General features: G+C 70.4%; 20 protein-coding genes. 12 read left to right on the forward strand and 8 right to left on the reverse strand.

Annotated features, from left to right (window positions below; translation table 11 throughout):
* The first annotated feature begins 4 nt into the window (after nt 1-4).
* Nucleotides 5-505 (forward strand): phosphoribosyltransferase, encoded by a 501-nt coding sequence (locus OG710_RS14620; protein WP_330239725.1) that lies wholly within the window; start codon nt 5-7, stop codon nt 503-505.
* An 87-nt stretch (nt 506-592) separates the two neighbouring features.
* On the opposite strand, the gene OG710_RS14625 is transcribed toward OG710_RS14620, so the two are convergent.
* The 3 genes from OG710_RS14625 to OG710_RS14635 all read right to left on the reverse strand — a co-directional run bounded on the left by OG710_RS14625 (nt 593) and on the right by OG710_RS14635 (nt 4,863).
* Entirely contained in the window at nt 593-1,594 is a 1,002-nt protein-coding gene (locus OG710_RS14625; RefSeq protein WP_330239726.1) for a Yip1 family protein, read from the reverse strand.
* Between the two features lie 260 nt (nt 1,595-1,854).
* A complete protein-coding gene (locus OG710_RS14630; protein WP_330239727.1) occupies nt 1,855-4,122 on the reverse strand; it encodes a (Fe-S)-binding protein in 2,268 nt (755 codons plus the stop codon).
* 114 nt (nt 4,123-4,236) lie between these two features.
* Nucleotides 4,237-4,863, reverse strand: coding sequence for a sugar transferase (locus OG710_RS14635; protein ID WP_330239728.1), 627 nt, complete (start codon nt 4,861-4,863; stop codon nt 4,237-4,239).
* A 228-nt stretch (nt 4,864-5,091) separates the two neighbouring features.
* Here OG710_RS14635 and dnaK point away from each other — a divergent pair, with 228 nt between their 5' ends.
* The 4 genes from dnaK to OG710_RS14655 all read left to right on the forward strand — a co-directional run bounded on the left by dnaK (nt 5,092) and on the right by OG710_RS14655 (nt 9,363).
* The gene (gene dnaK, locus OG710_RS14640; RefSeq protein ID WP_111329929.1) at nt 5,092-6,951 is read left to right on the forward strand and encodes a molecular chaperone DnaK; all 1,860 of its coding nucleotides are present in this window, start codon (nt 5,092-5,094) and stop codon (nt 6,949-6,951) included.
* Nucleotides 6,948-7,598 carry a nucleotide exchange factor GrpE gene (gene grpE / locus OG710_RS14645; protein WP_111329930.1) on the forward strand — a complete coding sequence of 217 codons (651 nt, stop codon included), beginning with the start codon at nt 6,948-6,950 and terminating at the stop codon, nt 7,596-7,598. The genes dnaK and grpE overlap by 4 nt, the downstream gene beginning before the upstream one ends.
* A gap of 132 nt (nt 7,599-7,730) precedes the next feature.
* The gene (gene dnaJ, locus OG710_RS14650; RefSeq protein ID WP_330239729.1) at nt 7,731-8,915 is read left to right on the forward strand and encodes a molecular chaperone DnaJ; all 1,185 of its coding nucleotides are present in this window, start codon (nt 7,731-7,733) and stop codon (nt 8,913-8,915) included.
* Between the two features lies 1 nt (nt 8,916).
* Nucleotides 8,917-9,363 carry a heat shock protein transcriptional repressor HspR gene (locus tag OG710_RS14655; RefSeq protein WP_330239730.1) on the forward strand — a complete coding sequence of 149 codons (447 nt, stop codon included), beginning with the start codon at nt 8,917-8,919 and terminating at the stop codon, nt 9,361-9,363.
* A 76-nt stretch (nt 9,364-9,439) separates the two neighbouring features.
* On the opposite strand, the gene OG710_RS14660 is transcribed toward OG710_RS14655, so the two are convergent.
* The 3 genes from OG710_RS14660 to OG710_RS14670 form a co-directional block, all read right to left on the reverse strand.
* The gene (locus OG710_RS14660; protein WP_330239731.1) at nt 9,440-10,396 is read right to left on the reverse strand and encodes a LuxR C-terminal-related transcriptional regulator; all 957 of its coding nucleotides are present in this window, start codon (nt 10,394-10,396) and stop codon (nt 9,440-9,442) included.
* Nucleotides 10,396-11,364, reverse strand: a complete 969-nt coding sequence (locus tag OG710_RS14665) for a helix-turn-helix transcriptional regulator (protein ID WP_330239732.1) — start codon at nt 11,362-11,364, stop codon at nt 10,396-10,398. The genes OG710_RS14660 and OG710_RS14665 overlap by 1 nt, the downstream gene beginning before the upstream one ends.
* A gap of 185 nt (nt 11,365-11,549) precedes the next feature.
* Entirely contained in the window at nt 11,550-12,533 is a 984-nt protein-coding gene (locus tag OG710_RS14670) for a helix-turn-helix transcriptional regulator (protein ID WP_443064328.1), read from the reverse strand.
* Nucleotides 12,534-12,644: 111 nt separating this feature from the next.
* Between OG710_RS14670 and OG710_RS14675 the strand changes: the two genes are divergently transcribed.
* Both OG710_RS14675 and OG710_RS14680 read left to right on the forward strand, forming a co-directional pair.
* A complete protein-coding gene (locus OG710_RS14675; protein ID WP_330239734.1) occupies nt 12,645-12,902 on the forward strand; it encodes a hypothetical protein in 258 nt (85 codons plus the stop codon).
* 1 nt (nt 12,903) lies between these two features.
* Nucleotides 12,904-13,224 carry a hypothetical protein gene (locus OG710_RS14680; RefSeq protein ID WP_018522262.1) on the forward strand — a complete coding sequence of 107 codons (321 nt, stop codon included), beginning with the start codon at nt 12,904-12,906 and terminating at the stop codon, nt 13,222-13,224.
* Between the two features lie 122 nt (nt 13,225-13,346).
* On the opposite strand, the gene OG710_RS14685 is transcribed toward OG710_RS14680, so the two are convergent.
* Nucleotides 13,347-13,751 carry a pyridoxamine 5'-phosphate oxidase family protein gene (locus OG710_RS14685; RefSeq protein ID WP_111329936.1) on the reverse strand — a complete coding sequence of 135 codons (405 nt, stop codon included), beginning with the start codon at nt 13,749-13,751 and terminating at the stop codon, nt 13,347-13,349.
* Between the two features lie 242 nt (nt 13,752-13,993).
* On the opposite strand from OG710_RS14685, the gene clpB reads away from it, so the two are divergent.
* The 3 genes from clpB (at nt 13,994) to OG710_RS14700 (ending at nt 18,791) form a co-directional block, all read left to right on the forward strand.
* On the forward strand, nt 13,994-16,588 hold the full coding sequence (clpB, locus tag OG710_RS14690; RefSeq protein ID WP_330239735.1) for an ATP-dependent chaperone ClpB: 2,595 nt from the start codon (nt 13,994-13,996) through the stop codon (nt 16,586-16,588).
* Between the two features lie 295 nt (nt 16,589-16,883).
* The gene (locus OG710_RS14695) at nt 16,884-18,149 is read left to right on the forward strand and encodes an MFS transporter (protein WP_330239736.1); all 1,266 of its coding nucleotides are present in this window, start codon (nt 16,884-16,886) and stop codon (nt 18,147-18,149) included.
* Between the two features lie 81 nt (nt 18,150-18,230).
* Complete coding sequence (locus tag OG710_RS14700; RefSeq protein WP_330239737.1) at nt 18,231-18,791, forward strand: YbjN domain-containing protein; 561 nt, start codon at nt 18,231-18,233, stop codon at nt 18,789-18,791.
* A gap of 112 nt (nt 18,792-18,903) precedes the next feature.
* On the opposite strand, the gene OG710_RS14705 is transcribed toward OG710_RS14700, so the two are convergent.
* Nucleotides 18,904-20,082, reverse strand: a complete 1,179-nt coding sequence (locus tag OG710_RS14705; protein WP_330239738.1) for a pyridoxal phosphate-dependent aminotransferase — start codon at nt 20,080-20,082, stop codon at nt 18,904-18,906.
* 731 nt (nt 20,083-20,813) lie between these two features.
* Between OG710_RS14705 and OG710_RS14710 the strand changes: the two genes are divergently transcribed.
* A complete protein-coding gene (locus OG710_RS14710; RefSeq protein WP_330239739.1) occupies nt 20,814-21,335 on the forward strand; it encodes a DUF2617 family protein in 522 nt (173 codons plus the stop codon).
* Between the two features lie 84 nt (nt 21,336-21,419).
* Nucleotides 21,420-23,018, forward strand: coding sequence for a polyamine aminopropyltransferase (locus OG710_RS14715; protein WP_330239740.1), 1,599 nt, complete (start codon nt 21,420-21,422; stop codon nt 23,016-23,018).
* Nucleotides 23,019-23,079: the final 61 nt, after the last annotated feature.

A 23,079-nucleotide genomic window follows, 5' to 3' on the forward strand; every position in this document is an offset into this window, starting at 1 on the left:
CTCGATGACTGACGATGTGCGGGAGAACCTGACGTACGACGGCTTCGGCCACGCCGTACGCGAGCTGGCGCAGACCGTGGCCGACGACGGGTACGAGCCGGACGTGGTGCTGAGCATCGCGCGCGGCGGGGTGTTCGTCGCGGGTGGTCTGGCGTACGCGCTGGACTGCAAGAACATCCACCTGGTGAACGTCGAGTTCTACACGGGTGTGGGCACCACGCTGGAAATGCCGGTCATGCTGGCGCCCGTGCCCAACGTCATCGACTTCTCGGACAAGAAGGTCCTGATCGCCGACGACGTCGCCGACACCGGCAAGACGCTCAAGCTGGTGCGCGACTTCTGCATCGACCATGTCGCCGAGGTGCGTTCCGCGGTCATCTACGAGAAGTCGCACTCGCTCGTGAAGTGCGAGTACGTGTGGAAGAAGACCGATCGCTGGATCAACTTCCCGTGGAGCGTGGAGAAGCCCGTCGTGCGGCGCAGTGGACAGGTTCTCGACGCGTAACAGCGGCACGCACCGGCCTCATGGCGCGAAAAAGGGCCCCGGCAGTGCGCCGGGGCCCTTTCGCGTACGCGGCGTGCGCCGGTGGCGTCAGATCGTGCCGAGCTTCAGGATCGACACCAGGGCCAGCAGCTGGATCGCCGACGCGCCCAGCGCCTTCGGCCACGGCAGGTCGTGCGACTTGCTCACCATCGAGGTCAGCAGCGCCGCCGCGGCCAGCCAGGTGACCCAGCCGAGTATGACGACCAGCGAGTTCTCGCCGCCCAGGAACATCGCGAAGACCAGGCGCGGGACGTCTGTGATGGACATGATCAGCATGGACAGGCCCACCGTCGGCTGCCAGGAGCCGTCGCCGCCGAGCTGGCGGGCCAGCGTGTGCGTGACCGCGCCCAGCACCAGGCCGCCGAGCACGAAGCAGACGCCCGTGATGATGACGAAGGGGACGGCGCTGGAGACCGGGGCGTGGATCGCGTCCTCGCGGGCCTGGTCGAAGCCGAAGAGGGCCAGCAGGCCGTAGAGGAACGTCACGGTCAGGGCCGGGCCCCAGACCGCGTAGTCGCGCATCTGCCAGAACGTCGGTCCCGGACGCGTCACGATGCCGGTGAGCAGCTGCTTCCAGTGCAGGCGCGGCCCCATCGGCGCGGCGGGCGCGTGGCCGGCCCGGTAGGCGTTGCCGTCGCTGTACGGCTCCTCGTCGATGCGGAACGCCTGCGTGTGGCCGGGGTTGTTCGCGTACGGGTCGCCGGGGTTCGGCCCCTGCGGGTACGGGTAGGGGGCCGGTTCGCCGAAGTACTCCGGCTCGTCCGGGCCGCCGGCGTAACCGCCCTGGTGCCCGGAGTTCCCGTAGTGCCCGCCCCCGTGTCCGGGGCCCCCGTGTCCGGGACCGCCGGGTCCGGGCCCTCCCCGGTAGCCCGGTCCGCCGGGCTGCGGTCCGCCCGTGGGCGGCCACGGCTGCTGTCCGTACGGCGGCGCCTGATGGCCGTACGGCGGCTGCGGTGCCGCCTGGTTGCCGTACGGCTGCTGCCGCGGTTGCTGTTGCCCTTGCTGCGGGGTGCGGTTGTCCCGGCCGCGTCCGATCCTGAATCCAGCCACGTTGTCGAACGTACCCGGTCCGCCGGGGACGGGGGCGCGGGGCCGGGGAAGTACCGGCCTTTGACGCGTAGATGTGACATCCCCTAGGGGACCCCCATGGGGCTGTCCCCCGTACCGGGCCGTGCCGGGCCGGGTGTTCCCCGTACGGGGCCGACCGGCCCCCGTGCCGGGCCGGGAAAGGCGGAAGCGGCCGGTCCTGCCCCCGAGGCAGGTCCGGCCGCTTCACCGCGCCGCGGCGCGGCCCGTTTCGCTCAGCGCGCCTACTTCGCCGGTTCCGGCTCCGGCTCGTCCGCCGACTCCGCCTCGCCCGCCGGGTCGGCCGGGGTCTTCACGGAGTCGAGCAGCAGCTGGGACACGTCCACCACCTGGACGGACTCCTTCGCCTTGCCCTCGTTCTTCTTGCCGTTGACCGAGTCGGTCAGCATGACGAGGCAGAACGGGCAGGCCGTGGAGACGATGTCCGGGTCGATGGCGAGGGCTTCGTCGACGCGCTCGTTGTTGATGCGCTTGCCGATCCGCTCCTCCATCCACATCCGGGCCCCGCCGGCGCCGCAGCAGAAGCCGCGCTCCTTGTGGCGGTGCATCTCCTCGTTCCGCAGACCCGGAACCTTGGCGATGATCTCGCGCGGGGGCGTGTAGATCTTGTTGTGCCGGCCCAGGTAGCAGGGGTCGTGGTACGTGATCAGACCCTCGACCGGGGTCACCGGGATCAGCCTGCCCTCGTCCACGAGGTGCTGGAGCAGCTGCGTGTGGTGGATGACCTCGTACTCGCCGCCGAGCTGCGGGTACTCGTTGGCGATGGTGTTGAAGCAGTGCGGGCAGGTCGCGACGATCTTCTTCGCGGCCTTGGCCTTCTTCGTCGAGTCGTCCTCATCGTCCTCGCCGAAGGCCATGTTCAGCATCGCGACGTTCTCCGCGCCGAGCTGCTGGAACAGCGGCTCGTTGCCGAGCCGGCGGGCCGAGTCACCGGTGCACTTCTCGTCGCCGCCCATGATCGCGAACTTGACGCCCGCGATGTGCAGCAGCTCCGCGAAGGCCTTGGTGGTCTTCTTGGCGCGGTCCTCCAGGGCACCGGCGCAGCCGACCCAGTAGAGGTAGTCGACCTCGGTGAGGTCCTCGACGTCCTTGCCGACGATCGGAACCTCGAAGTCCACCTCCTTGGTCCACTCGACGCGCTGCTTCTTGGCGAGCCCCCAGGGGTTGCCCTTCTTCTCCAGGTTCTTGAGCATGGTCCCCGCCTCGGACGGGAACGCCGACTCGATCATCACCTGGTAGCGGCGCATGTCGACGATGTGGTCGATGTGCTCGATGTCGACCGGGCACTGCTCCACGCACGCACCGCAGGTGGTGCAGGACCACAGGACGTCCGGGTCGATGACGCCGTTCTCCTCGACCGTGCCGATCAGCGGGCGCTCGGCCTCGGCGAGGGCGGAGGCGGGCACGTCCTTCAGCTGCTCGGCGGTCGCCTTCTCCTCGCCCTCCATGTCCTTGCCGCCACCGGCCAGCAGGTACGGGGCCTTGGCGTGCGCGTGGTCGCGCAGGGACATGATCAGGAGCTTCGGCGAGAGCGGCTTGCCGGTGTTCCAGGCGGGGCACTGCGACTGGCAGCGGCCGCACTCGGTGCAGGTGGAGAAGTCGAGGATGCCCTTCCAGGAGAACTGCTCGACCTGGGAGACACCGAAGACGGCGTCGTCGGCGGGGTCCTCCCAGTCGATCTCCTTGCCGCCCGTGGTCATCGGCTGCAGCGCGCCCAGCGCGACGGCGCCGTCGGCGTTCCGCTTGAACCAGATGTTCGGGAAGCCGAGGAAGCGGTGCCAGGCGACACCCATGTTGGTGTTGAGCGAGACGGTGATCATCCAGATCAGCGAGGTGCCGATCTTGATCATCGCGACGAAGTAGATGAGGTTCTGCAGCGTGCCGAGGGCCAGCCCCTTGAAGGCGAGGACCAGCGGGTACGACACGAAGTACGCGGCCTCGTAGCCGTCGACGTGGTGGATCGCGCCTTCCAGCCCGCGCAGGGTCAGGATCGCGAGGCCGATGACGAGGATGACGTACTCGACGAAGTACGCCTGCCACGCGACCGAGCCCGTGAAGCGCGACTTGCGGCCGGCGCGGGAGGGCAGGTTCAGCAGCCGGATGGCGATCAGCACCAGGATGCCGACCGTCGTCATCAGGCCGATGAACTCGATGTACAGCTCGAACGGCAGCCAGCCGCCGATGATCGGCAGCACCCAGTCGGCCTGGAAGAGCTGCCCGTACGCCTGGAGCAGCGTCGGCGGCAGGGTCAGGAAGCCGATGGCGACGAACCAGTGCGCGAAGCCGACGATCCCCCACCGGTTCATCCGGGTGTGGCCGAGGAATTCCCTGACCAGGGTGATCGTGCGCTGCTTCGGGTTGTCGGTACGGCTGCCGGCCGGAACCGGCTGTCCGAGCGTGACGAACCGGTAGATCTGCGCGACTGCTCGGGCGATGAGCGCAACGCCGACCACGGTCAGCACCAGCGACACGATGATCGCGGCGAGTTGCATTGGGGGCTCCTCGGGCCTGCGAGGGTGGGATCGATCCAGTGTCTACTAGCGAGTACAACGTCTTCCAGTAACCACGTGGACTACGAGTATCGCTACTACTAAGCAGTAACTTAATCAGTCCGGGCCGACACTACCCACTTCTTCCGCCGTCCTGTAGCCGGGCAGGCGGTGATCTGCGTCGCTCAGGCGTGCCTTGCCGCCCCGCCGCACGGCGCGTGCCGCCTGGTGCAGGGGTACGCGGACGGCCTCGCGCAGGGGTACGCGGACGGCCTCGGCGAGCACCGCCAGGTCGAGGCGGAGGCTCTGGTGCTCGGCGTAGTGCTGGTCGAGCAGTTCCGCCTCGTCCCACGGCATCGCCGAGCGGCGCCGCACCTGGGCGAGGCCGGTGAGGCCGGGTTTCATCGCCGTCCGCCAGGGGAACGCGCCGCCGGCCGCGTTGCGTACGTCGCCGGGGGCGAGCGGCTCCGGCCCCACGAGGCTCAGCTCACCCCGTACCACGTGGTGCAGCCGCGAAACCGCGTCCAGCCCGAGCCGCCGGGTGTTCAGTGAGCGCAGGACGAAGGGGGTGCCGTGCAGCCCGGTGCGCGGGGAGCGCGTCGTGGGGCGGCGGCCCCGTACGGCGAGGGCCAGGGCGGCGGCGGCCAGCGCGGGGGCGGCGAGGAGCAGCAGGGCCGCGCCGAGAGTCAGGTCGAGGGGGCGCTTCCAGCGTCCCTGGGTACGGGGCCGTCCCTGTGTACGCATCGTTCGCACCTGCCTGGTTTGCGCTGCTCACGGCATTTTGTGACAGAACGATCCCATGTGGCCATGATGGGAGAGGGGTGCGCGGCGCATGGGGCGCCAGGTGTCGTCGATGGCGCGGGGTGAATGCACTTAAGTTGAGTCGAGGTGGCTCAGGTCTGTTGACTCCCGGAGGGGAGTCGTGCATCCTTGAGTCAGATCCACTCAAGTAGTCATGTTGGAGGAATCGAAATGGCACGTGCGGTCGGCATCGACCTGGGCACGACTAACTCCGTCGTCAGCGTTCTGGAAGGCGGCGAGCCCACCGTCATCACCAACGCAGAGGGCGCCAGGACCACGCCGTCCGTCGTCGCCTTCGCGAAGAACGGCGAGGTGCTGGTCGGCGAGGTCGCCAAGCGCCAGGCTGTGACCAACGTCGACAGGACCATCCGCTCCGTCAAGCGCCACATGGGCACGGACTGGAAGATCGACCTCGACGGCAAGAGCTTCAACCCGCAGCAGATGAGCGCCTTCATCCTGCAGAAGCTGAAGCGGGACGCCGAGTCCTACCTGGGCGAGAAGGTCACCGACGCGGTGATCACCGTCCCGGCGTACTTCAACGACTCCGAGCGCCAGGCCACCAAGGAGGCCGGCGAGATCGCGGGCCTGAACGTCCTGCGCATCGTCAACGAGCCGACCGCCGCCGCGCTGGCGTACGGGCTCGACAAGGACGACCAGACGATCCTCGTCTTCGACCTCGGTGGCGGCACCTTCGACGTGTCGCTCCTGGAGATCGGCGACGGCGTCGTCGAGGTGAAGGCCACCAACGGTGACAACCAGCTCGGTGGTGACGACTGGGACCAGCGCGTCGTCGACTACCTGGTGAAGCAGTTCGCCAACGGCCACGGCGTGGACCTGTCCAAGGACAAGATGGCTCTCCAGCGTCTCCGCGAGGCCGCGGAGAAGGCGAAGATCGAGCTGTCCTCCTCGACGGAGACCACGATCAACCTGCCGTACATCACGGCGTCGGCCGAGGGCCCGCTGCACCTGGACGAGAAGCTCACGCGCTCGCAGTTCCAGCAGCTCACCGCGGACCTCCTGGACCGCTGCAAGACCCCGTTCCACAACGTCGTCAAGGACGCGGGCATCCAGCTCTCCGAGATCGACCACGTCGTTCTCGTCGGTGGCTCCACCCGCATGCCGGCCGTCGCCGAGCTCGTCAAGGAGCTGACCGGCGGCCAGGAGGCCAACAAGAGCGTGAACCCGGACGAGGTCGTCGCCATCGGCGCCTCGCTCCAGGCCGGTGTCCTCAAGGGCGAGGTCAAGGACGTCCTGCTCCTCGACGTCACCCCGCTGTCCCTCGGTATCGAGACCAAGGGCGGCATCATGACCAAGCTGATCGAGCGCAACACCACGATCCCGACCAAGCGCTCCGAGATCTTCACGACGGCCGAGGACAACCAGCCGTCCGTGCAGATCCAGGTCTACCAGGGCGAGCGCGAGATCGCGGCGTACAACAAGAAGCTCGGGATGTTCGAGCTGACCGGTCTGCCGCCGGCCCCGCGCGGGGTCCCGCAGATCGAGGTCTCCTTCGACATCGACGCCAACGGCATCATGCACGTCACGGCCAAGGACCTCGGCACCGGCAAGGAGCAGAAGATGACCGTCACCGGCGGCTCCTCGCTGCCGAAGGACGAGGTCAACCGGATGCGTGAGGAGGCCGAGAAGTACGCGGAGGAGGACCACGCCCGCCGCGAGGCCGCCGAGTCGCGCAACCAGGGCGAGCAGCTCGTCTACCAGACGGAGAAGTTCCTCAAGGACAACGAGGACAAGGTCCCGGCCGACGTGAAGACGGAGGTGGAGACCGCCGTCACCGAGCTGAAGGAGAAGCTCAAGGGCGAGGACTCCGCCGAGATCCGCACGGCCACCGAGAAGGTCGCGGCCGTCTCCCAGAAGCTGGGCCAGGCGATGTACGCCAACGCGCCGGGCGAGGGCGGCCCGCAGGCCGACGGCCAGCCGGGTGCCGGCCAGGCCCAGGGCGACGCCCAGGACGACGTCGTGGACGCCGAGATCGTCGACGACGAGAAGGACTCCAAGGGCGGTGCGGCGTGACCGAGGAGACTCCGGGCTTCGAGGAGGAGCCCGACGTCCCCTCCGGCGCCACCTCTGACGAGGCCGAGTCGAAGGACGCCGCCCCCTCCGAGGAGGAGGCGGCGGCCCCGGCCGGGGACGCGAACGAGAAGACGGCCCTGACCGCCCAGCTGGACCAGGCGCGCACCGCGCTCAACGAGCGCACCGGCGACCTCCAGCGGCTGCAGGCCGAGTACCAGAACTACCGCCGCCGTGTGGAGCGGGACCGGGTCGCGGTCAAGGAGGTCGCCTCCGCGAACCTCCTGTCCGAGCTGCTGCCCGTGCTCGACGACATCGGCCGGGCCCGCGAGCACGGCGAGCTGGTGGGCGGGTTCAAGTCGGTGGCCGAATCGCTGGAGACGGTCGTCGCGAAGCTGGGCCTCCAGCAGTTCGGCAAGGAGGGCGAGCCCTTCGACCCGACGATCCACGAGGCCCTGATGCACAGCTATGCGCCGGACGTCACCGAGACGACCTGCGTGGCGATCCTGCAGCCCGGCTACCGGATCGGTGAGCGCACCATCCGGCCCGCACGGGTCGCGGTCGCCGAGCCCCAGCCGGGGGCGGCCCCCGCGGCCGCGAAGGAAGAGAAGGCAGACGACGAGGAGAGCGGTGGCGGCGAGGAGGTCTGACATTCCGTCCGATCACCTGGCAGCACACCGCCCGGCCACCAGGGCCTCCCGTCCGGCCGGTGCCAGGGGCTCGCGCCCCGGCGCCGTCCGGACGGGGGGCTCCCGGCCGGTCGTCCGGAAGGAGGGACGTCGATGAGTACGAAGGACTTCGTCGAGAAGGACTACTACAAGGTTCTCGGCGTCCCCAAGGACGCCACCGACGCCGAGATCAAGAAGGCGTACCGGAAGCTCGCCCGCGAGTACCACCCGGACGCCAACAAGGGCGACGACAAGGCGGAGGAGCGCTTCAAGGAGATCTCCGAGGCGAATGACGTCCTCGGCGACACGAAGAAGCGCAAGGAGTACGACGAGGCGCGTGCCCTCTTCGGCAACGGCGGCTTCCGGGCCGGGCCGGGCGGCGCCCAGGGCAACTTCAACTTCGACCTGGGGGACCTCTTCGGAGGCGCTCCGGGCGGCGGCGGCCAGAGCGGCGCCGGCGGTTTCGGCGGCGGCCTGGGCGATGTGTTCGGCGGCCTCTTCAACCGCGGCGGCGGCGCCGGTACGCGGGTGCAACCGAGGCGCGGCCAGGACATCGAGTCCGAGGTGACCCTCAGCTTCACCGAGGCGGTCGACGGGGCCACGGTCCCGCTCCGCATGTCCAGCCAGGCGCCCTGCAAGGCGTGCTCCGGCACCGGCGACAAGAACGGCACCCCCAGGGTCTGCCCGACCTGCGTCGGCACCGGGCAGGTCTCGCGCGGCAGCGGCGGCGGCTTCTCGCTCACCGACCCGTGCGTCGACTGCAAGGGCCGCGGGCTGATCGCCCAGGACCCCTGCGACGTCTGCAAGGGCAGCGGCCGGGCCCGGTCCTCGCGGACCATGCAGGTGCGCATTCCGGCGGGCGTCTCGGACGGGCAGCGCATCCGGCTGCGCGGCAAGGGCGCGCCGGGCGAGCGCGGCGGACCGGCCGGCGACCTGTACGTCGTGGTCCACGTCGACGCCCACCCGGTCTTCGGCCGCAAGGGCGACAACCTCACGGTCACCGTGCCCGTCACCTTCCCGGAGGCGGCCCTCGGCGGCGAGGTGAAGGTGCCGACGCTCGGCGGGCCCGCCGTGACCCTGAAGCTGCCGGCCGGTACGCCGAATGGGCGTACGATGCGTGCCCGCGGCAAGGGCGCGGTCCGCAAGGACGGCACGCGGGGCGACCTCCTGGTCACCGTCGAGGTGGCCGTGCCCACCGACCTGGGCACCGAGGCCGCGGACGCGCTGGAGGCGTACCGGAAGGCGACCGCGGGCCAGGACCCGCGGGCGGAGCTGTTCCAGGCGGCGAAGGGAGCTTGAGGTGGACGGCCGACGGCGTAACCCGTACGAACTGACCGACGAGTCCCCGGTGTACGTGATCTCGATCGCGGCCCAGCTTTCGGGCCTGCATCCGCAGACACTGCGCCAGTACGACCGCCTCGGCCTGGTCTCCCCGGACCGGACGGCCGGGCGCGGCCGGCGCTACTCGGCCCGCGACATCGAGCTGCTGCGCACGGTGCAGCAGCTGTCGCAGGACGAGGGGATCAACCTCGCCGGCATCAAGCGCATCATCGAGCTGGAGAACCAGGTCGCGGCGCTCCAGCAGCGCGTCGCCGAACTCTCGGCGGCCGTGGACGGAGCCGCGGCGGCGATGCAGCAGCGCGAGGCCCAGGTCCACGCCTCGTACCGGCGCGACCTGGTCCCGTACCAGGACGTCCAGCAGGCGAGCGCCCTGGTGGTCTGGCGCCCGAAGCGCCCCAAGGACTGACCCCGCGTCCACGCGGCCCGTCACCCCGGAACCCCCGGGCGTGCCGGGCCGCTTCGCCGTGCGCGCAGGACGGCGGCTACACGATGCCGGACCGGATGAGCAGGGCGCCGAGGTGGGTGCGGCTGGTGGCGTCGAGGGTGTGCATGAGCTTGGCGATGTGGGCGCGGCAGGTGCGGACGCTGATGCCGAGCTTCTCGGCGGTCTCCTGGTCGGTGCAGCCGTCGGTGAGAAGCCGGGCGATGGTGCGCTGGACGGCGGTCACGGGGGTGCCGGGGGCGGTGGTGGGCAGCGGTTCGCTGAACGGTGTGGCACGGTCCCAGAGGACGTCGTACAGCTGCGCCAGATAGCGGACGACTCCTTGGTGCCGGACCTCCAGGGCGGCGCTGCGGTCGGGGGTGGCCGGCAGGTAGGCGACGCGCCGGTCGAAGATGATGAGCCGGTCGACTGCCTGCTCGGCCGTACGGACCTGCAGGAGGTCGTCCGGCAGCTGGTTGAAGTAGGACTTGAGGTCGGGGCTGTAGCGCGCGGAGTGCTGGTAGATGTGGCGTACGCGCACGCCCCGTTCCGCCGTGGGCAGCGTTCCGGCCAAGGCCACCTCGAGGTGCTCGCGCGGGCGCGTGCTGCCGGGCTGGATGGTCAGGATCTCTTCCCCCACCTCGCGCGCGGAGGCGTTGATGGATGCCTGAATCGTCGATCGTCCCTCCAGCGTGCGGATGGCGGGAGGGGGAGGTTCGTGGTCTGCGGAGGCGAGAGGGACGAGGACCCTGGCCAGGGAGTCGATCGCGCGCACCTGTTCCAGGATCTGGCGGGCGAGCGGGTGCAGCAGCTGGGCCAGGGCCGCCGAGGGCGGCAGGGGACGCAGCCAGAGGCTGTCGTGGGGGTCGGGCGAGAGCAGTGCGCTGTCGGTGAGGCAGGGCGCCGGCACGGCGGCGGTCCGGGCGATGCCGCCCTGGTGAAGCGCCTGGGTGTAGAGGCTGACGGCCTTGTCGCACAGTTCGTGGTCGCCGTGGCCGTGTCCGGACGGGGCAGACATCACCGCTCCCATTCCACGATGCCGGACTGGACGAGCAGGGCGCCGAGGTGGGTGCGGCTGGTGGCGTCGAGGGTGTGCATGAGCTTGGCGATGTGGGCGCGGCAGGTACGGACGCTGATGCCGAGCTTGCGGGCCACGATCTGGTCGCTGTCGCCCTCGACGAGCAGGCGGGCGATGCTCGCCTGGACAGCGGTGACGGCGGCGGGGGTCGGGGTCGGGGCGGTGAGCGGCTTGGCCTGCGCCCACAGCACCTCGTACGCCTGGCTCAGGTAGCGCACGATCGCGGGATGGCGGATCTCCAGGGCGACGTCGCGCCGGCCATCGGCCGGGACGAAGGCCACGGTGTGGTCGAAGACGAAGAGGCGTTCGGCCGTCTGCTCGATGGTGCGCACCTCGATGTGGCCGGGCGGCACATCGGCCAGGTACGCCTTGATGGCCGGGCTGTGGCGGGCGGGATGCTGATAGATGTGCCGCAGTGTCACGCCGCGCTCCGTCATGTCCAGGGCACGATCCAGCGCCTTCCTGAGCTGCTCCACGGGGTGGCTGCCGACGGGCTGGAGGGTCAGGACCTCTTCCCGTGCTCCTTCGGTGGCGTTCTGGATGGCGGCGTCGATCAGTGGGAGGCCCTCCAGGACCGTGATGGCCAGGTTGGGATCGGTGCTGGCGACGGAGGCCAGTGGAGCCAGCGAGTCGGCGAGGGCGGCGGAGAGCCTGATGCGGTCGTGGATCTCGCGGGTGACGGGCTGGAGCAGATGGGTGAGAGCCGCGGAGGGCGGCACGGGACGGAGCCAGCCGTCGTCCTGGGGGTCGGGGTGTACGAGCGCCAACTCGGAGAGGCAGGGCGCGGGTTCGAGAGCAGCGCGGGGTATGCGGCCCGCCCTCAGCGCCTCGGTGTACGTCCTGACGCCGGCGTCGCACAGTTCGAGAGCGCCGTGCGGGTGGTGTGATTTGCCCTCGTCATTGCCCATTCGTGACCCCCCACTTTTGGCAATGCAGCAAGATGACGGTGGTGGAAGCCTAGTTCCCGCGACAGGGTGGACCTGCCGGGGGAGCCGGGAACTCCCCCGGCTGATCAAGGGTGATGCCATGCTTCTCCCCCTTGCGTGGCGCGCCCGTCCGGCCCGGGGGGTGGGGATCTTTGGGGCCGGCCCGGTCAGGAGTCCTGATCCAGGATTCCTGACCGGGCGATCAGATAGCCGAGTTGGGCGCGGCTGGTGCTGCCGAGCGCGGCGGACAGCTTGGCCACGTGGGACCGGCAGGTGCGGACGTTCATGCCCAGGCGGCGGGCTATGGCCTCGTCCACGTGCCCCTCTACGAGAAGTTGCGCGATGGAGCGCTGAACGCCGCTGATGCCCTTGGGGGCTGGAGCGTACGGCAGTTCGCCCAAGAGGGGGGACGCGCGGCTCCAGAGTTGCTCGAAGACCTTGATCAAGTACACGACGAGCCCCGGATGGCGCAGTTCCAGGGCTACTTGGTCGTCACTGCTCGCGGGGATGAACGCGACCGTCCGGTCGAAGACGATCAGTCGGGCTATGAGCTCTTCAAGGGTACGTATCTCCACCTTCCCGTCGGCCAGCCGTTCCGCGTAGGCGAGCGTTCCCTGGCTGTGCCGGACGGTGTGCTGGTAGAGCGTGCGCATGCCGACACCCCGGTGGACCACCAGGAGGGCTCGCTCCAGTCCTTCCCGGAGCCGGTCCTCTCCGCGATCGCCCCCCGGCTGGACGGTGAGAACCTCCGTGCGGCACTCCGCGGTGGCCAGATCGAGCGCGGCATTGATCCGGTGCTTCCCCTCCAGCACCGTGATGGCGTGTGTGGTGGGAGGGACCTGCGCGCTGATGTCCATGAATGGCTCGAACGAATCGGCCAGTTCGAGGGAGCGGCGACGGCGTTCCTGGATCTCGCGTTCGATGGGGTGAAGACGCTGGGCCAGCGCTGCGGCCGGAGGGAGCGGGCGCAGCCAATCGGCGTCGTCGGGGTCCGGGTGCAGAAGGGCGAAGTCCATCAGACAGGGGGCGGAGCTTGCCTCCGCTCGAGAGATGCGACCGGAGCGCAATGCGCTGGCGTAAAGACGCTGCCCGTCGTCGCAGAGTTCGGTGATCCCATGGCGATGTGTCTCTTCTGAGTCACTTGTGACCATATCGGCACCCCCCAGGTTCCTGAACATACAGGAACATGATGCATCGACTCAGTGGTGTTCGTGTGCCCAGGTGAGACATCGTCTTAGGAGCGGGGGAGAAGAATTCCACAAGTGAGGACGAAGCTGACTATGTATAAGCGAATGCTTCGCTCGGCGCTTGCCGCCTCGTTCGTCGCTGGCCTGGGCTACGGCGTGCTGGGTAGCGTCGGCGGGATCAGTACGGGTGCGGAGACTGCCTCCAGCCTCGGCGAGATCAGCTGGAGCACGCAGGCTGTCAAGCCGACCGGCGAGATCAGCTGGCTCTCCCCCGTGTTGGCCACACCGGGTGAGATCAGCTGGAACTCGGTGCCGACCCTCGCGGGTGCCTGACATGACCACCCCGCCGGACGACCGGACCTTCCGGCGTGAGATGGCGACCGCCTACCGGTCAGGGTGGCATTTCATCGACCTCGTCACGGCTCTGCCCCACCGTGGTGACTCGTTGATGGTCACCCTGTTCGGCGACCCGGTCGTCGTCGCCCGCGAGGACGACGGAGAGGTCCGTGCCTACCGTTGCCTCCGCAAGCCGCGGGGTGCGCCGCAGCCGGTGCGCTGCGCCATCCGCTACGACATGATCTTTGTGAATCTCGCACAGCGTGACCACCAGCTGTTCGAACCAGAAGCCATTTCCGCCACCCCCCGCAGTGCCTGAGCGATCCCCCGTCGTTCCACGTCGCTCAGACACTTCCCCCACACAACGGCGCCACCGTGACCTGAACACGGTGGCGCCGTTGTGCTGTGCCGGGACGGGGACGCCGCCCGCGGCCCGCCCGCTCAGGCGCGGCCGAGCGCCCGGTCCAGGGTGATCTCGATGACGACCCGGTCCGGATTGGGCGAGGGCACCCGGTCGTACCGCTCGGTGTGACGGCGTACGGCCTCCGCGACCCGCTCCGGGTCGGTGCTGATCCGGGCCACGCCCTCCAGCGTCGCCCAGCGGCGCCGGTTCACCTGGCACGCCGCGACGCGGGCGCCGTCCGGTCCTGCGGCCAGGATGTTGGCGACCTTGCGGCTGTGCTTGTTGGTGATCACGCGGGCGAGGCCGGCCTCGGGGTCGTACGTCACGCAGACCGGCACCACGTGCGGGGTGCCGTCGGGGCGGGTCGTGGTGAGCGTGCAGACGTGGTTCTCCCGCCAGAAGGCGAGGTACTCGGGGCCGGGCTGGTGTACGTCGACTGCCATGGGCCCAGCGTAGGCGGGGCTCGTCCGGCTGCGGTGGCGGGTGCCCCGGCCGGACGCTTCACTCGGAGGAGGGGCGGAACGCGGTTCCGCCTTGAGCTGAGGAGACTCAACTCCGACCCGTCGCGGGGGTCCGAAACAGCCTTGAGTGGAATAGACTCAACTTTATGCACGTTGTTCGTGTCAGTAGTTGAGTACGGACCAGTCGAGTACGGACCCGCCATCGCAAGGAGGAGACAGCGCACGTGGACGCCGAGCTGACCAACAGGAGCCGGGACGCCATCAACGCGGCCACCAGCCGTGCCGTGAAGGACGGACACCCGGACCTCACCCCGGGGCATCTGCTGCTCGCGCTGCTCGCGGGTGAGGAGAACGAGAACCTGGTCGATCTGCTGGCCGCCGTCGAGGCCGACCAGATCGCCGTACGCACCGAGACGGAACGGCTCCTCGCCGCGCAGCCCAGCGTGACCGGGTCCACCGTCGCCCCGCCCCAGCCCAACCGCGAGCTGCTGGCCGTCATCGCGGACGCCGCGCAGCGTGCCAAGGACCTGGGCGACGACTACGTCTCCACCGAGCACCTGCTGATCGGGATCGCCGCGAAGGGCGGCCGGGCCGGTGAGATCCTCGACGGGCAGGGGGCCAGTGCGAAGAAGCTGCTGGACGCGTTCGAGAAGAGCAGGGGAGGGCGCCGGGTGACCACTCCGGACCCGGAGGGCCAGTACAAGGCGCTGGAGAAGTTCGGTACGGACTTCACCGCCGCGGCCCGCGAGGGCAAGCTCGACCCGGTCATCGGCCGGGACCAGGAGATCCGCCGCGTCGTCCAGGTCCTCTCGCGGCGCACCAAGAACAACCCGGTGCTCATCGGTGAGCCCGGCGTCGGCAAGACCGCCGTCGTCGAGGGGCTCGCCCAGCGCATCGTCAAGGGCGACGTGCCCGAGTCCCTCAAGGACAAGCGGCTCGTCTCGCTGGACCTGGGCGCGATGGTCGCGGGCGCGAAGTACCGCGGCGAGTTCGAGGAGCGCCTGAAGACCGTCCTCTCCGAGATCAAGGAGAGCGACGGCCGGATCATCACGTTCATCGACGAACTGCACACCGTCGTCGGCGCGGGCGCCGGCGGCGACTCCGCGATGGACGCGGGCAACATGCTCAAGCCGATGCTGGCCCGCGGCGAGCTGCGGATGGTCGGCGCCACCACACTGGACGAGTACCGCGAGCGGATCGAGAAGGACCCCGCCCTGGAGCGCCGCTTCCAGCAGGTGCTCGTGGCGGAGCCGTCCGTCGAGGACACCATCGCGATCCTGCGCGGGCTCAAGGGCCGCTACGAGGCCCACCACAAGGTGCAGATCGCGGATGCCTCCCTGGTCGCCGCCGCCACCCTGTCCGACCGGTACATCACCTCCCGGTTCCTGCCGGACAAGGCGATCGACCTGGTGGACGAGGCGGCCTCCCGGCTGCGGATGGAGATCGACTCCTCGCCCGTCGAGATCGACGAACTCCAGCGCTCCGTGGACCGGCTGCACATGGAGGAGCTGGCCCTCCGCAACGAGACCGACCCCGCCTCCAAGCAGCGTCTGGAGAAGCTGCGCCGCGACCTCGCCGACAAGGAGGAGGAGCTGCGCGGCCTCAACGCCCGCTGGGAGAAGGAGAAGCAGGGCCTCAACCGCGTCGGTGAGCTGAAGGAGCGCCTGGACGAGCTGCGCGGCCAGGCCGAGCGCGCCCAGCGCGACGGCGACTTCGACACCGCCTCCAAGCTGCTCTACGGGGAGATCCCCGGCTTGGAACGCGAGCTGGCCGAGGCCGACGAGGCCGAGCAGGAGGCCGCCCGCGAGCCCAAGGAGACCCTGGTCAAGGAGGAGGTCGGACCGGACGACATCGCCGATGTGGTGGGCGCCTGGACCGGCATCCCGGCCGGCCGCCTGCTGGAGGGCGAGACGCAAAAGCTGCTCCGCATGGAGTCGGAGCTGGGCAAGCGCCTGATCGGGCAGACCGAGGCCGTGCAGGCCGTCTCGGACGCGGTGCGCCGCACCCGGGCCGGCATCGCCGACCCCGACCGCCCCACCGGCTCGTTCCTCTTCCTCGGACCGACCGGTGTCGGCAAGACCGAGCTGGCGAAGGCGCTGGCGGACTTCCTCTTCGACGACGAGCGGGCCATGGTCCGCATCGACATGAGCGAGTACAGCGAGAAGCACAGCGTCGCCCGCCTGGTCGGCGCCCCGCCCGGTTACGTCGGCTACGAGGAGGGCGGCCAGCTCACGGAGGCGGTCCGCCGCCGCCCGTACACCGTCGTCCTGCTGGACGAGGTCGAGAAGGCCCACCCCGAGGTCTTCGACATCCTGCTCCAGGTCCTGGACGACGGCCGGCTCACCGACGGGCAGGGCCGGACGGTGGACTTCCGGAACACCATCCTGATCCTGACGTCCAACCTCGGCAGCCAGTTCCTCACGGACCCGCTGGCCAAGCCGGAGGAGAAGAAGCGGCAGGTCCTGGAGGTCGTACGGGCCTCCTTCAAGCCGGAGTTCCTGAACCGGCTGGACGACCTGGTGGTGTTCTCCGCCCTGTCCGGCGACGAGCTGGCGCACATCGCGGGCCTCCAGATCGACCGGCTCGCCAAGCGCCTGGCCGACCGCAGGCTCACCCTGGACGTCACGCCGGAGGCCCTGGCCTGGCTGGCGGAGGAGGGCAACGATCCGGCCTACGGTGCCCGGCCGCTGCGCCGCCTCATCCAGACGGCGATCGGCGACCGGCTGGCGAAGGAGATCCTGGCCGGCGACATCCAGGACGGCGACACGGTCCGCGTGGACCGGGCCGAGGACGGCCTGATCGTCGGCGCGGCGACCTGAGAACGGCCTTGCGCGCGGGTGAATATGACATCCGGGAGCCCGGTGTCATATTCACCCGCAGGCCATTCTCGAGCATCGGTATCGCGCCAAACGTGCGGTCCGGCACTCGGTGCCAGAACCCCCGCCCGGAAGCGGTTGCGGCCCGTGCGCACCGCCGCTGGCAAGGGAGTTCGGGAGGCGCGGCCGGGCCGCCCGGTCCCGGCCGGGCACGTAAACAGGACACCTCACTTCACCTGCGGCAACCCGCCTGCGACGGGGGTTAGAAGTCGCAAAGACGGGCCGGTAGCGTGCCCGTATGAACGAGCGGATAGGCGATGAGATAAACAACGGGCCCAAGAAGCCCGGCTCGGACAATCTCTTTCAGCTCGGTGAATTCCGTACCCTTTGGGCCGCTTATGCTCAGTCGATCCTGGGCGACCAGCTGGCTCGGGTGGCGCTGTCGTTGCTCGTTTTCGAGCGCACGGATTCACCGGGATGGACCGCGGCGACCTATGCCCTGACCACGTTGCCCGCGCTCCTTTCCGGGGTGCTGCTCTCGGGGCTGGCGGACCGGTTCCCCCGGCGCACGGTCATGGTGAGCTGCGACCTGACCCGGATGGCGCTGGTCGGGCTGATGGCGCTGCCGGGGATGCCGCTGCCGCTCCTGGCCGGACTGCTGGTGCTGGCGCAACTGGCCGAGGCGCCCTTCGGCGCCGCCCAAGGCGCGCTGCTGCCCACCGTGCTCGGCACCGAACGCTACGAGCGGGGCCAGCGGATCATGCAGATCACCCACCAGGTCGGCCAGCTGGTCGGCTTCGCCGGGGGCGGGCTGCTCGCCGCCTGGCTGGGCAGCAACCGCTCGCTGGCGGTGAACGCGGCGACCTTCCTGCTCTCCGCGGCCCTCATCCGGTTCGGGGTGAAGGCCCGCCCGGTGACGAGCGACGCGGCCCGTACGGCGAAGCTCGGCGCCCGCGTCGGCGACGCCGCCGCGCTGATCTGGTCGGACCGCAGACTGCGCTCGCTGCTCCTGCTGGGCTGGCTCGCGGGCTTCATCGTCCTGCCGGAGGGGCTGGCCGCCCCGTTCGCGGACGAGGCCGGCGGCGGGGCGTACGCGGTGGGGCTGCTGCTCGCCTCGCATCCGGCGGGCATGGTGCTGGGGGCGGCCCTGCTGGGACGGTCCGAGGTCGGCGACGAGAACCGGCGCCGGCTGCTCGGCCCCCTGGCGGTCGCCGCGAACGTGCCGCTCGTCGCCTATCTGCTCGATCCCAGCGCGGAAGTGGCGATGCTTCTGCTGCTCCTCGCCGGGGTCTGCTCGGCGTACCAGATCACCGCCGGGGCCACCTTCGTCCTGCTGACCCCGGCCGACCGGCGGGGCCAGGCACTGGGCCTCGCCCGGTCCGGGATGATCGCCATGCAGGGCATCGGCGTGGCGTCCGGGGGTGCGATCACGGAGCTGACCGGGTCCTCGGCGAACACCATCGGTGCCTGCGGGCTGCTCGGGGTGGTCTGCGCCGTGCTGGCCGCCGCGGCCTGGTCACGGGCCCGGGGCACCGGGGCCGAGATGATTCCCGGAAAGGCGTAGGCCCGGACGGTCTACGCCTCGGCGGCCAAACGAAGCTAGGGTCGTCGGCAGGAAACCACGAGATCCACAGGAGTACCAGCGATGTCTATCGACCCGTCCTCGATTCCCAATTTCGGGGCCCAGCCCGGACCGCAGGCGGCAGGCCCCGCAGGCCCCGTCGTCCCCGACCAGGACCTCGTCAAGCAGCTGCTGGACCAGATGGAGCTGAAGTACGTCGTCGACGACGAGGGCGACCTCGCCGCGCCGTGGGAGGAATTCCGCACGTACTTCATGTTCCGCGGCGAGGGCGAGCAGCAGGTCTTCTCGGTCCGCACGTTCTACGACCGCCCGCACGACACGGACCTGCGTCCGGTCCTGCTCGACGCGATCGACGACTGGAACCGCCGCACCCTGTGGCCCAAGGTCTACACGCACACCCACGAGCACGAGGAGCACGAGGAGGGCGCACCGGAGACCGGCCCCTCGATCCGGCTGATCGGTGAGGCGCAGATGCTCATCGGCACCGGCGTCTCCCTGGAGCACTTCGTCTCCTCGACGGTCAGCTGGGTGCGCGCGTCCATCGAGTTCGACAAGTGGCTGCTGGAGCGCCTGGGCCTGACCTCGGCCGAGGACAAGGCCGCGGAGGGCACGGAGCAGGCCTGACGCCGGTTGCGCCGGCAGGTATGACGCCGGCAGGTGTGACGCCCGCAGGTATGACGCCCGCAGGTGTGACGAGGCCCGGAGCGGGGAATCCCGCGCCGGGCCTCGCCCCGTGTCAGAGCTGCTTGAGCCGGCCCACGGCGTCCTGGAGCACATCCATCCGCTTGCAGAAGGCGAAGCGGACGAAGGGGGCGCCCTGCTCCCGGTGGTCGTAGAAGACGGCGTTGGGGATGGCCACCACCCCGCACCGCTCCGGCAGCGCCCGGCAGAACGCGATGCCGTCACCGGCCGCGTCGAGCGGGCGGATGTCGGTGGTGACGAAGTACGTGCCGGCCGGGCGGTACACCGCGAACCCGGCTTCCGTGAGCCCCGTGCACAGCAGGTCCCGCTTGGCGCGCATGTCCGCGCGCAGCTCCTCGTAGTAGCTGTCGGGCAGCCGCAGCGCCTCGGCGACGGCGTACTGGAGGGGGCCGCCGGAGACGTACGTCAGGAACTGCTTCGCGGAGCGGACCGCCGTCACCAGCTCGGGGCTCCCGGTGACCCAGCCGATCTTCCAGCCGGTGTACGAGAACGTCTTGCCGGCGGACGAGATGGTGAGTGTGCGCTCACGCATGCCGGGGAAGCCCGCGAGCGGCAGGTGCTCGTTCTCGAAGACCAGATGCTCGTAGACCTCGTCGGTGACGACGATCAGATCGTGCTCGCACGCCAGGGCCGCGATCGCGGCCAGTTCCTCGCGGTCGAGGACGGTGCCGGTCGGGTTGTGCGGGGTGTTGATCAGCAGCAGCCGGGTACGGCGCGTGACCGCCGCGCGCAGTTCGTCGAGATCCAGCCGGTAGACGCCGTCGGAGGCGTCGGGACGCAGGGTGACGGGTGCGCGCGTGGCGCCCGCCATGGCGATGCAGGCGGCGTACGAGTCGTAGTAGGGCTCCAGCGCGATGACCTCGTCGCCCGGCTCCAGGAGCGCCAGGAGCGAGGCGGCGATGGCCTCCGTGGCCCCGGCGGTGACCAGGACCTCGCTGTCGGGGTCGTATGCCAGGCCGTAGCGCCGCTGCTGGTGGTCGGTGATCGCGGTACGCAGCTCGGGGACCCCGGGGCCCGGCGGGTACTGGTTCCCGAGGCCGGCGCGCAGGGCACGGGCAGCGGCTTCTCGGATCTCCTCGGGGCCGTCGGTGTCCGGGAAGCCCTGGCCCAGGTTGATGGCTCCGGTGCGGACGGCCAGCGCGGACATCTCCGCGAAGATCGTCGTACCGAACTCGGCGAGGCGGCGGTTGAGTAGCGGTCGTCCCTTTGTCATGGCCGCCATCCTGCGCGCAAGCTCTGGACTTGCTCAAGTGCGCTTTGGCGGCGGGCGGTCACGGGCATCTCACTCTCACGCCGGAACGGGCGCGGAGCGGGGGGCCTCGCTTCGGGGGACGGAAGGACGTGAGGTCATGGGCGGTGTGCTGGCCGGGGTGATTCTGGTCGTACTGGTCGTGGTGCTCGTCGCGATGGTGGCGGGGTCCGGTGGACGGAGGCGTGCGCCGGTGCGCAGCAGGCGGCGCGGTACGGCGCGCGGCTCGGCGGCCGGGGGCAGCTGGTGGGCCGGCGGCGGCGACGGGGGCTCGTCGTGCGGGGGCGGCGGGCATTCCGGCGGGCATTCCTGCGGTGGAGGTTCCTCGTGCGGCGGGGGTTCCTCGTGCGGCGGCGGGGGCGGATGCGGCGGAGGCAGCTGACACGGGGCAGTTGGTCCGCGAGAGGCCCGGCGGGAACGTGGTGCGTGCGCCAAGTCCCGCCGGGTTCCTTTTTGTTGAGGTCTTCGGCGGGTCTTCGGTGAACACGTGAGCGGACGGCCCCCCGAGGGGGCTGGAAACCCCGGCAAGTTGGGCAAAAACGCTGTGAGTGCGCCGTAGTCGTGATTCCCTCGGTGGAGAGAACATTCAGCCCTCGGACCCCAGTTGGACCTGATCGGGCGCTTCCCACCTCCCACGCGCACCACGCGGGGGCGTCCCCTGTCCACGTGTCCATGCGTGTTTGCGGAGCCGATCCATGCTCACGACCCTTCATACGGCCTATTCCGATACCCGTGCCGCCGATCTGGCCTGGGCGCTGGGGCGCGAACCGCTCCCGGCCCTGGCCGTCCTCGACCTCGAACTCGCCGGCGCGACCATGCAGCTGAGGCTGCTCGGCGCCTCCCACCAGGTCCTCCTGGAGGAGGAGCGCGGCAGCTGTTCCGAGACCGTCGCCTGTATGCCCGGCAGCAGCACCCCGCTGCCGCTGGGCGTCGCCAAGCGGATCGGCGACTGGGAGTACGAGTTCGCGGCGCGCGTCGAGACGCTGGGCGCCGGCTCGTTCGCGGGCCGGGCCCAGGAACTGCTCGCGCTCGTGGCCGACCACCCGCACGGCCTGGCCGGTACGTTTCCGGGCAGCCCGCACGCCTTCACCGCCATGCTCGCCCAGCGCACCGAGGGCCAGGTGCGGTGGCGGACCTGGCACGCCTACCCGCAGGAGGGCCGCCTCGTCGCGACGCGTACGCGGGTGGGCGTGCGGATGCCGGCGGCGGCGCTGTGACATCTGCCGACTGCGCCTCGGGTGCGCCGCTTGCACCCTTGTGGGTGACGTGGTGTAAGCGGTGAGTCACGTAGCGTTCGCGGCATGATCGACCAGCAGGTGTCGCTGCGAGGGGGCGCGGCGCGGCTACCCGTCCGACCGCGGACCGGTCGCTTTCTCGTGCTGGCCGCCGTCTTCGTCTGCGCCGCCTGTGGACTGGTGTACGAGCTGGAGCTCGTCGCGCTGGCCTCCTATCTGATCGGCGACTCGGTCACCCAGGCGTCCGTGGTGCTCTCCGTGATGGTGTTCGCGATGGGGATCGGCTCCCTGCTCGCGAAACGTTTACGCGGCCGGGCCGCGGTGGGCTTCGGGCTGATCGAGGCGGCGCTCGCCCTGGTGGGGGGCTTCTCGGCGCTGGTGCTCTACGCGTCGTTCGCCTGGTTCGGCGAATCGCAGTACGCGCTGGTCGGGTTCTCGCTGACGATCGGGGTCCTGATCGGGGCGGAGATCCCGCTGCTGATGACGCTGATCCAGCGGGTGGACCGGCAGGACGCGGGCGGGGCCGTCGCCGATCTCTTCGCGGCGGACTACGTGGGGGCGCTCGTCGGCGGCCTGGCCTTCCCGTTCCTGCTGCTGCCGACGCTCGGCCAGCTCACCGGCGCCCTGCTGACCGGTGCGGTGAACGCGGCGGCGGGCGGGGCGCTGGTGCTGTGGGTGTTCCGGCGGGACGTGCCGCGCCGCGCCCGGTGGCTGCTGATCGCCGCCAATGTGACGGTGATCGCCGTGCTGGCGACGGCCGCCGTGCTGGCCGACGACTTCGAGCGTGCGGCGCGGCGCGCGGTCTTCGGGGACCAGGTCCGGGTCGCCGTGCGGACGGATGTGCAGGAGGTCGTGCTGACCGGGGAGGGCCGCGGCTCCCTGGACCTGTATCTGGACGGACGGCTGCGGGTCAGCTCCCGCGACGAGTACCGCTACCACGAGGCGCTGGTGCACCCGGCGATGAACGGGCCGCACGCCAGGGTGCTGATCCTGGGCGGCGGCGACGGGCTGGCCGCGCGGGAGGTGCTGCGCTATCCGGACGTGCGCGCCGTGACCCTCGTGGAGCTGGACCCGGCCGTCACCCGACTGGCCCGTACGGACCACGCGCTCTCCGCGCTGAACGACCACGCGCTGGACGACCCCCGCGTGAAGACGGTGACCGGCGACGCCTTCACCTGGCTGCGGTCCGCCCGCAGCCGCTACGACGTGGTGGTCTCCGATCTGCCCGACCCCGGCATCTCCGCCGGCACCAAGCTCTACTCGGCGGAGTTCTACGGCCTGGTCGCCGGGGCCCTCGCCCCGGACGGGCGGCTCGTGGTGCACGCGGGCCCGCCCCGGAGCCGGCCGCGCACGTTCTGGACGGTCGACGCGTCGATCCGGGCGGCCGGGCTGCATCCGCGCCCCTATCGGATCAGCGGGCGCATCTCGGGCTTCGCGGTGCGCACCGGCCGGGCGCGGGACGACTCGGGCGGGGACCGCGGCTGGGGGTTCCTGCTGGCGGGGGCGGCGTCCCGGCCCACGCTCGGCCTGGACCCGGACGGGCCGGCGCTGCGCTCGCTGACCGTGCCGGGGCTGCTGGACGCGGGGCGCCGGGCGGAGGCCGGGCGGCTGGCCGGGCTCGCCCCGTCCACGCTGGTGCACCCCCGCTACTGGGAGGAGCGGTGAGACGGATGCCCCGTGAGGGGGGCAGGGTGCGGAAGCGCTGACGTGTGGGCCGCGGCTGAGT

This window comes from Streptomyces sp. NBC_00525, from assembly GCF_036346595.1.
Classification (GTDB): Bacteria; Actinomycetota; Actinomycetes; order Streptomycetales; family Streptomycetaceae; genus Streptomyces.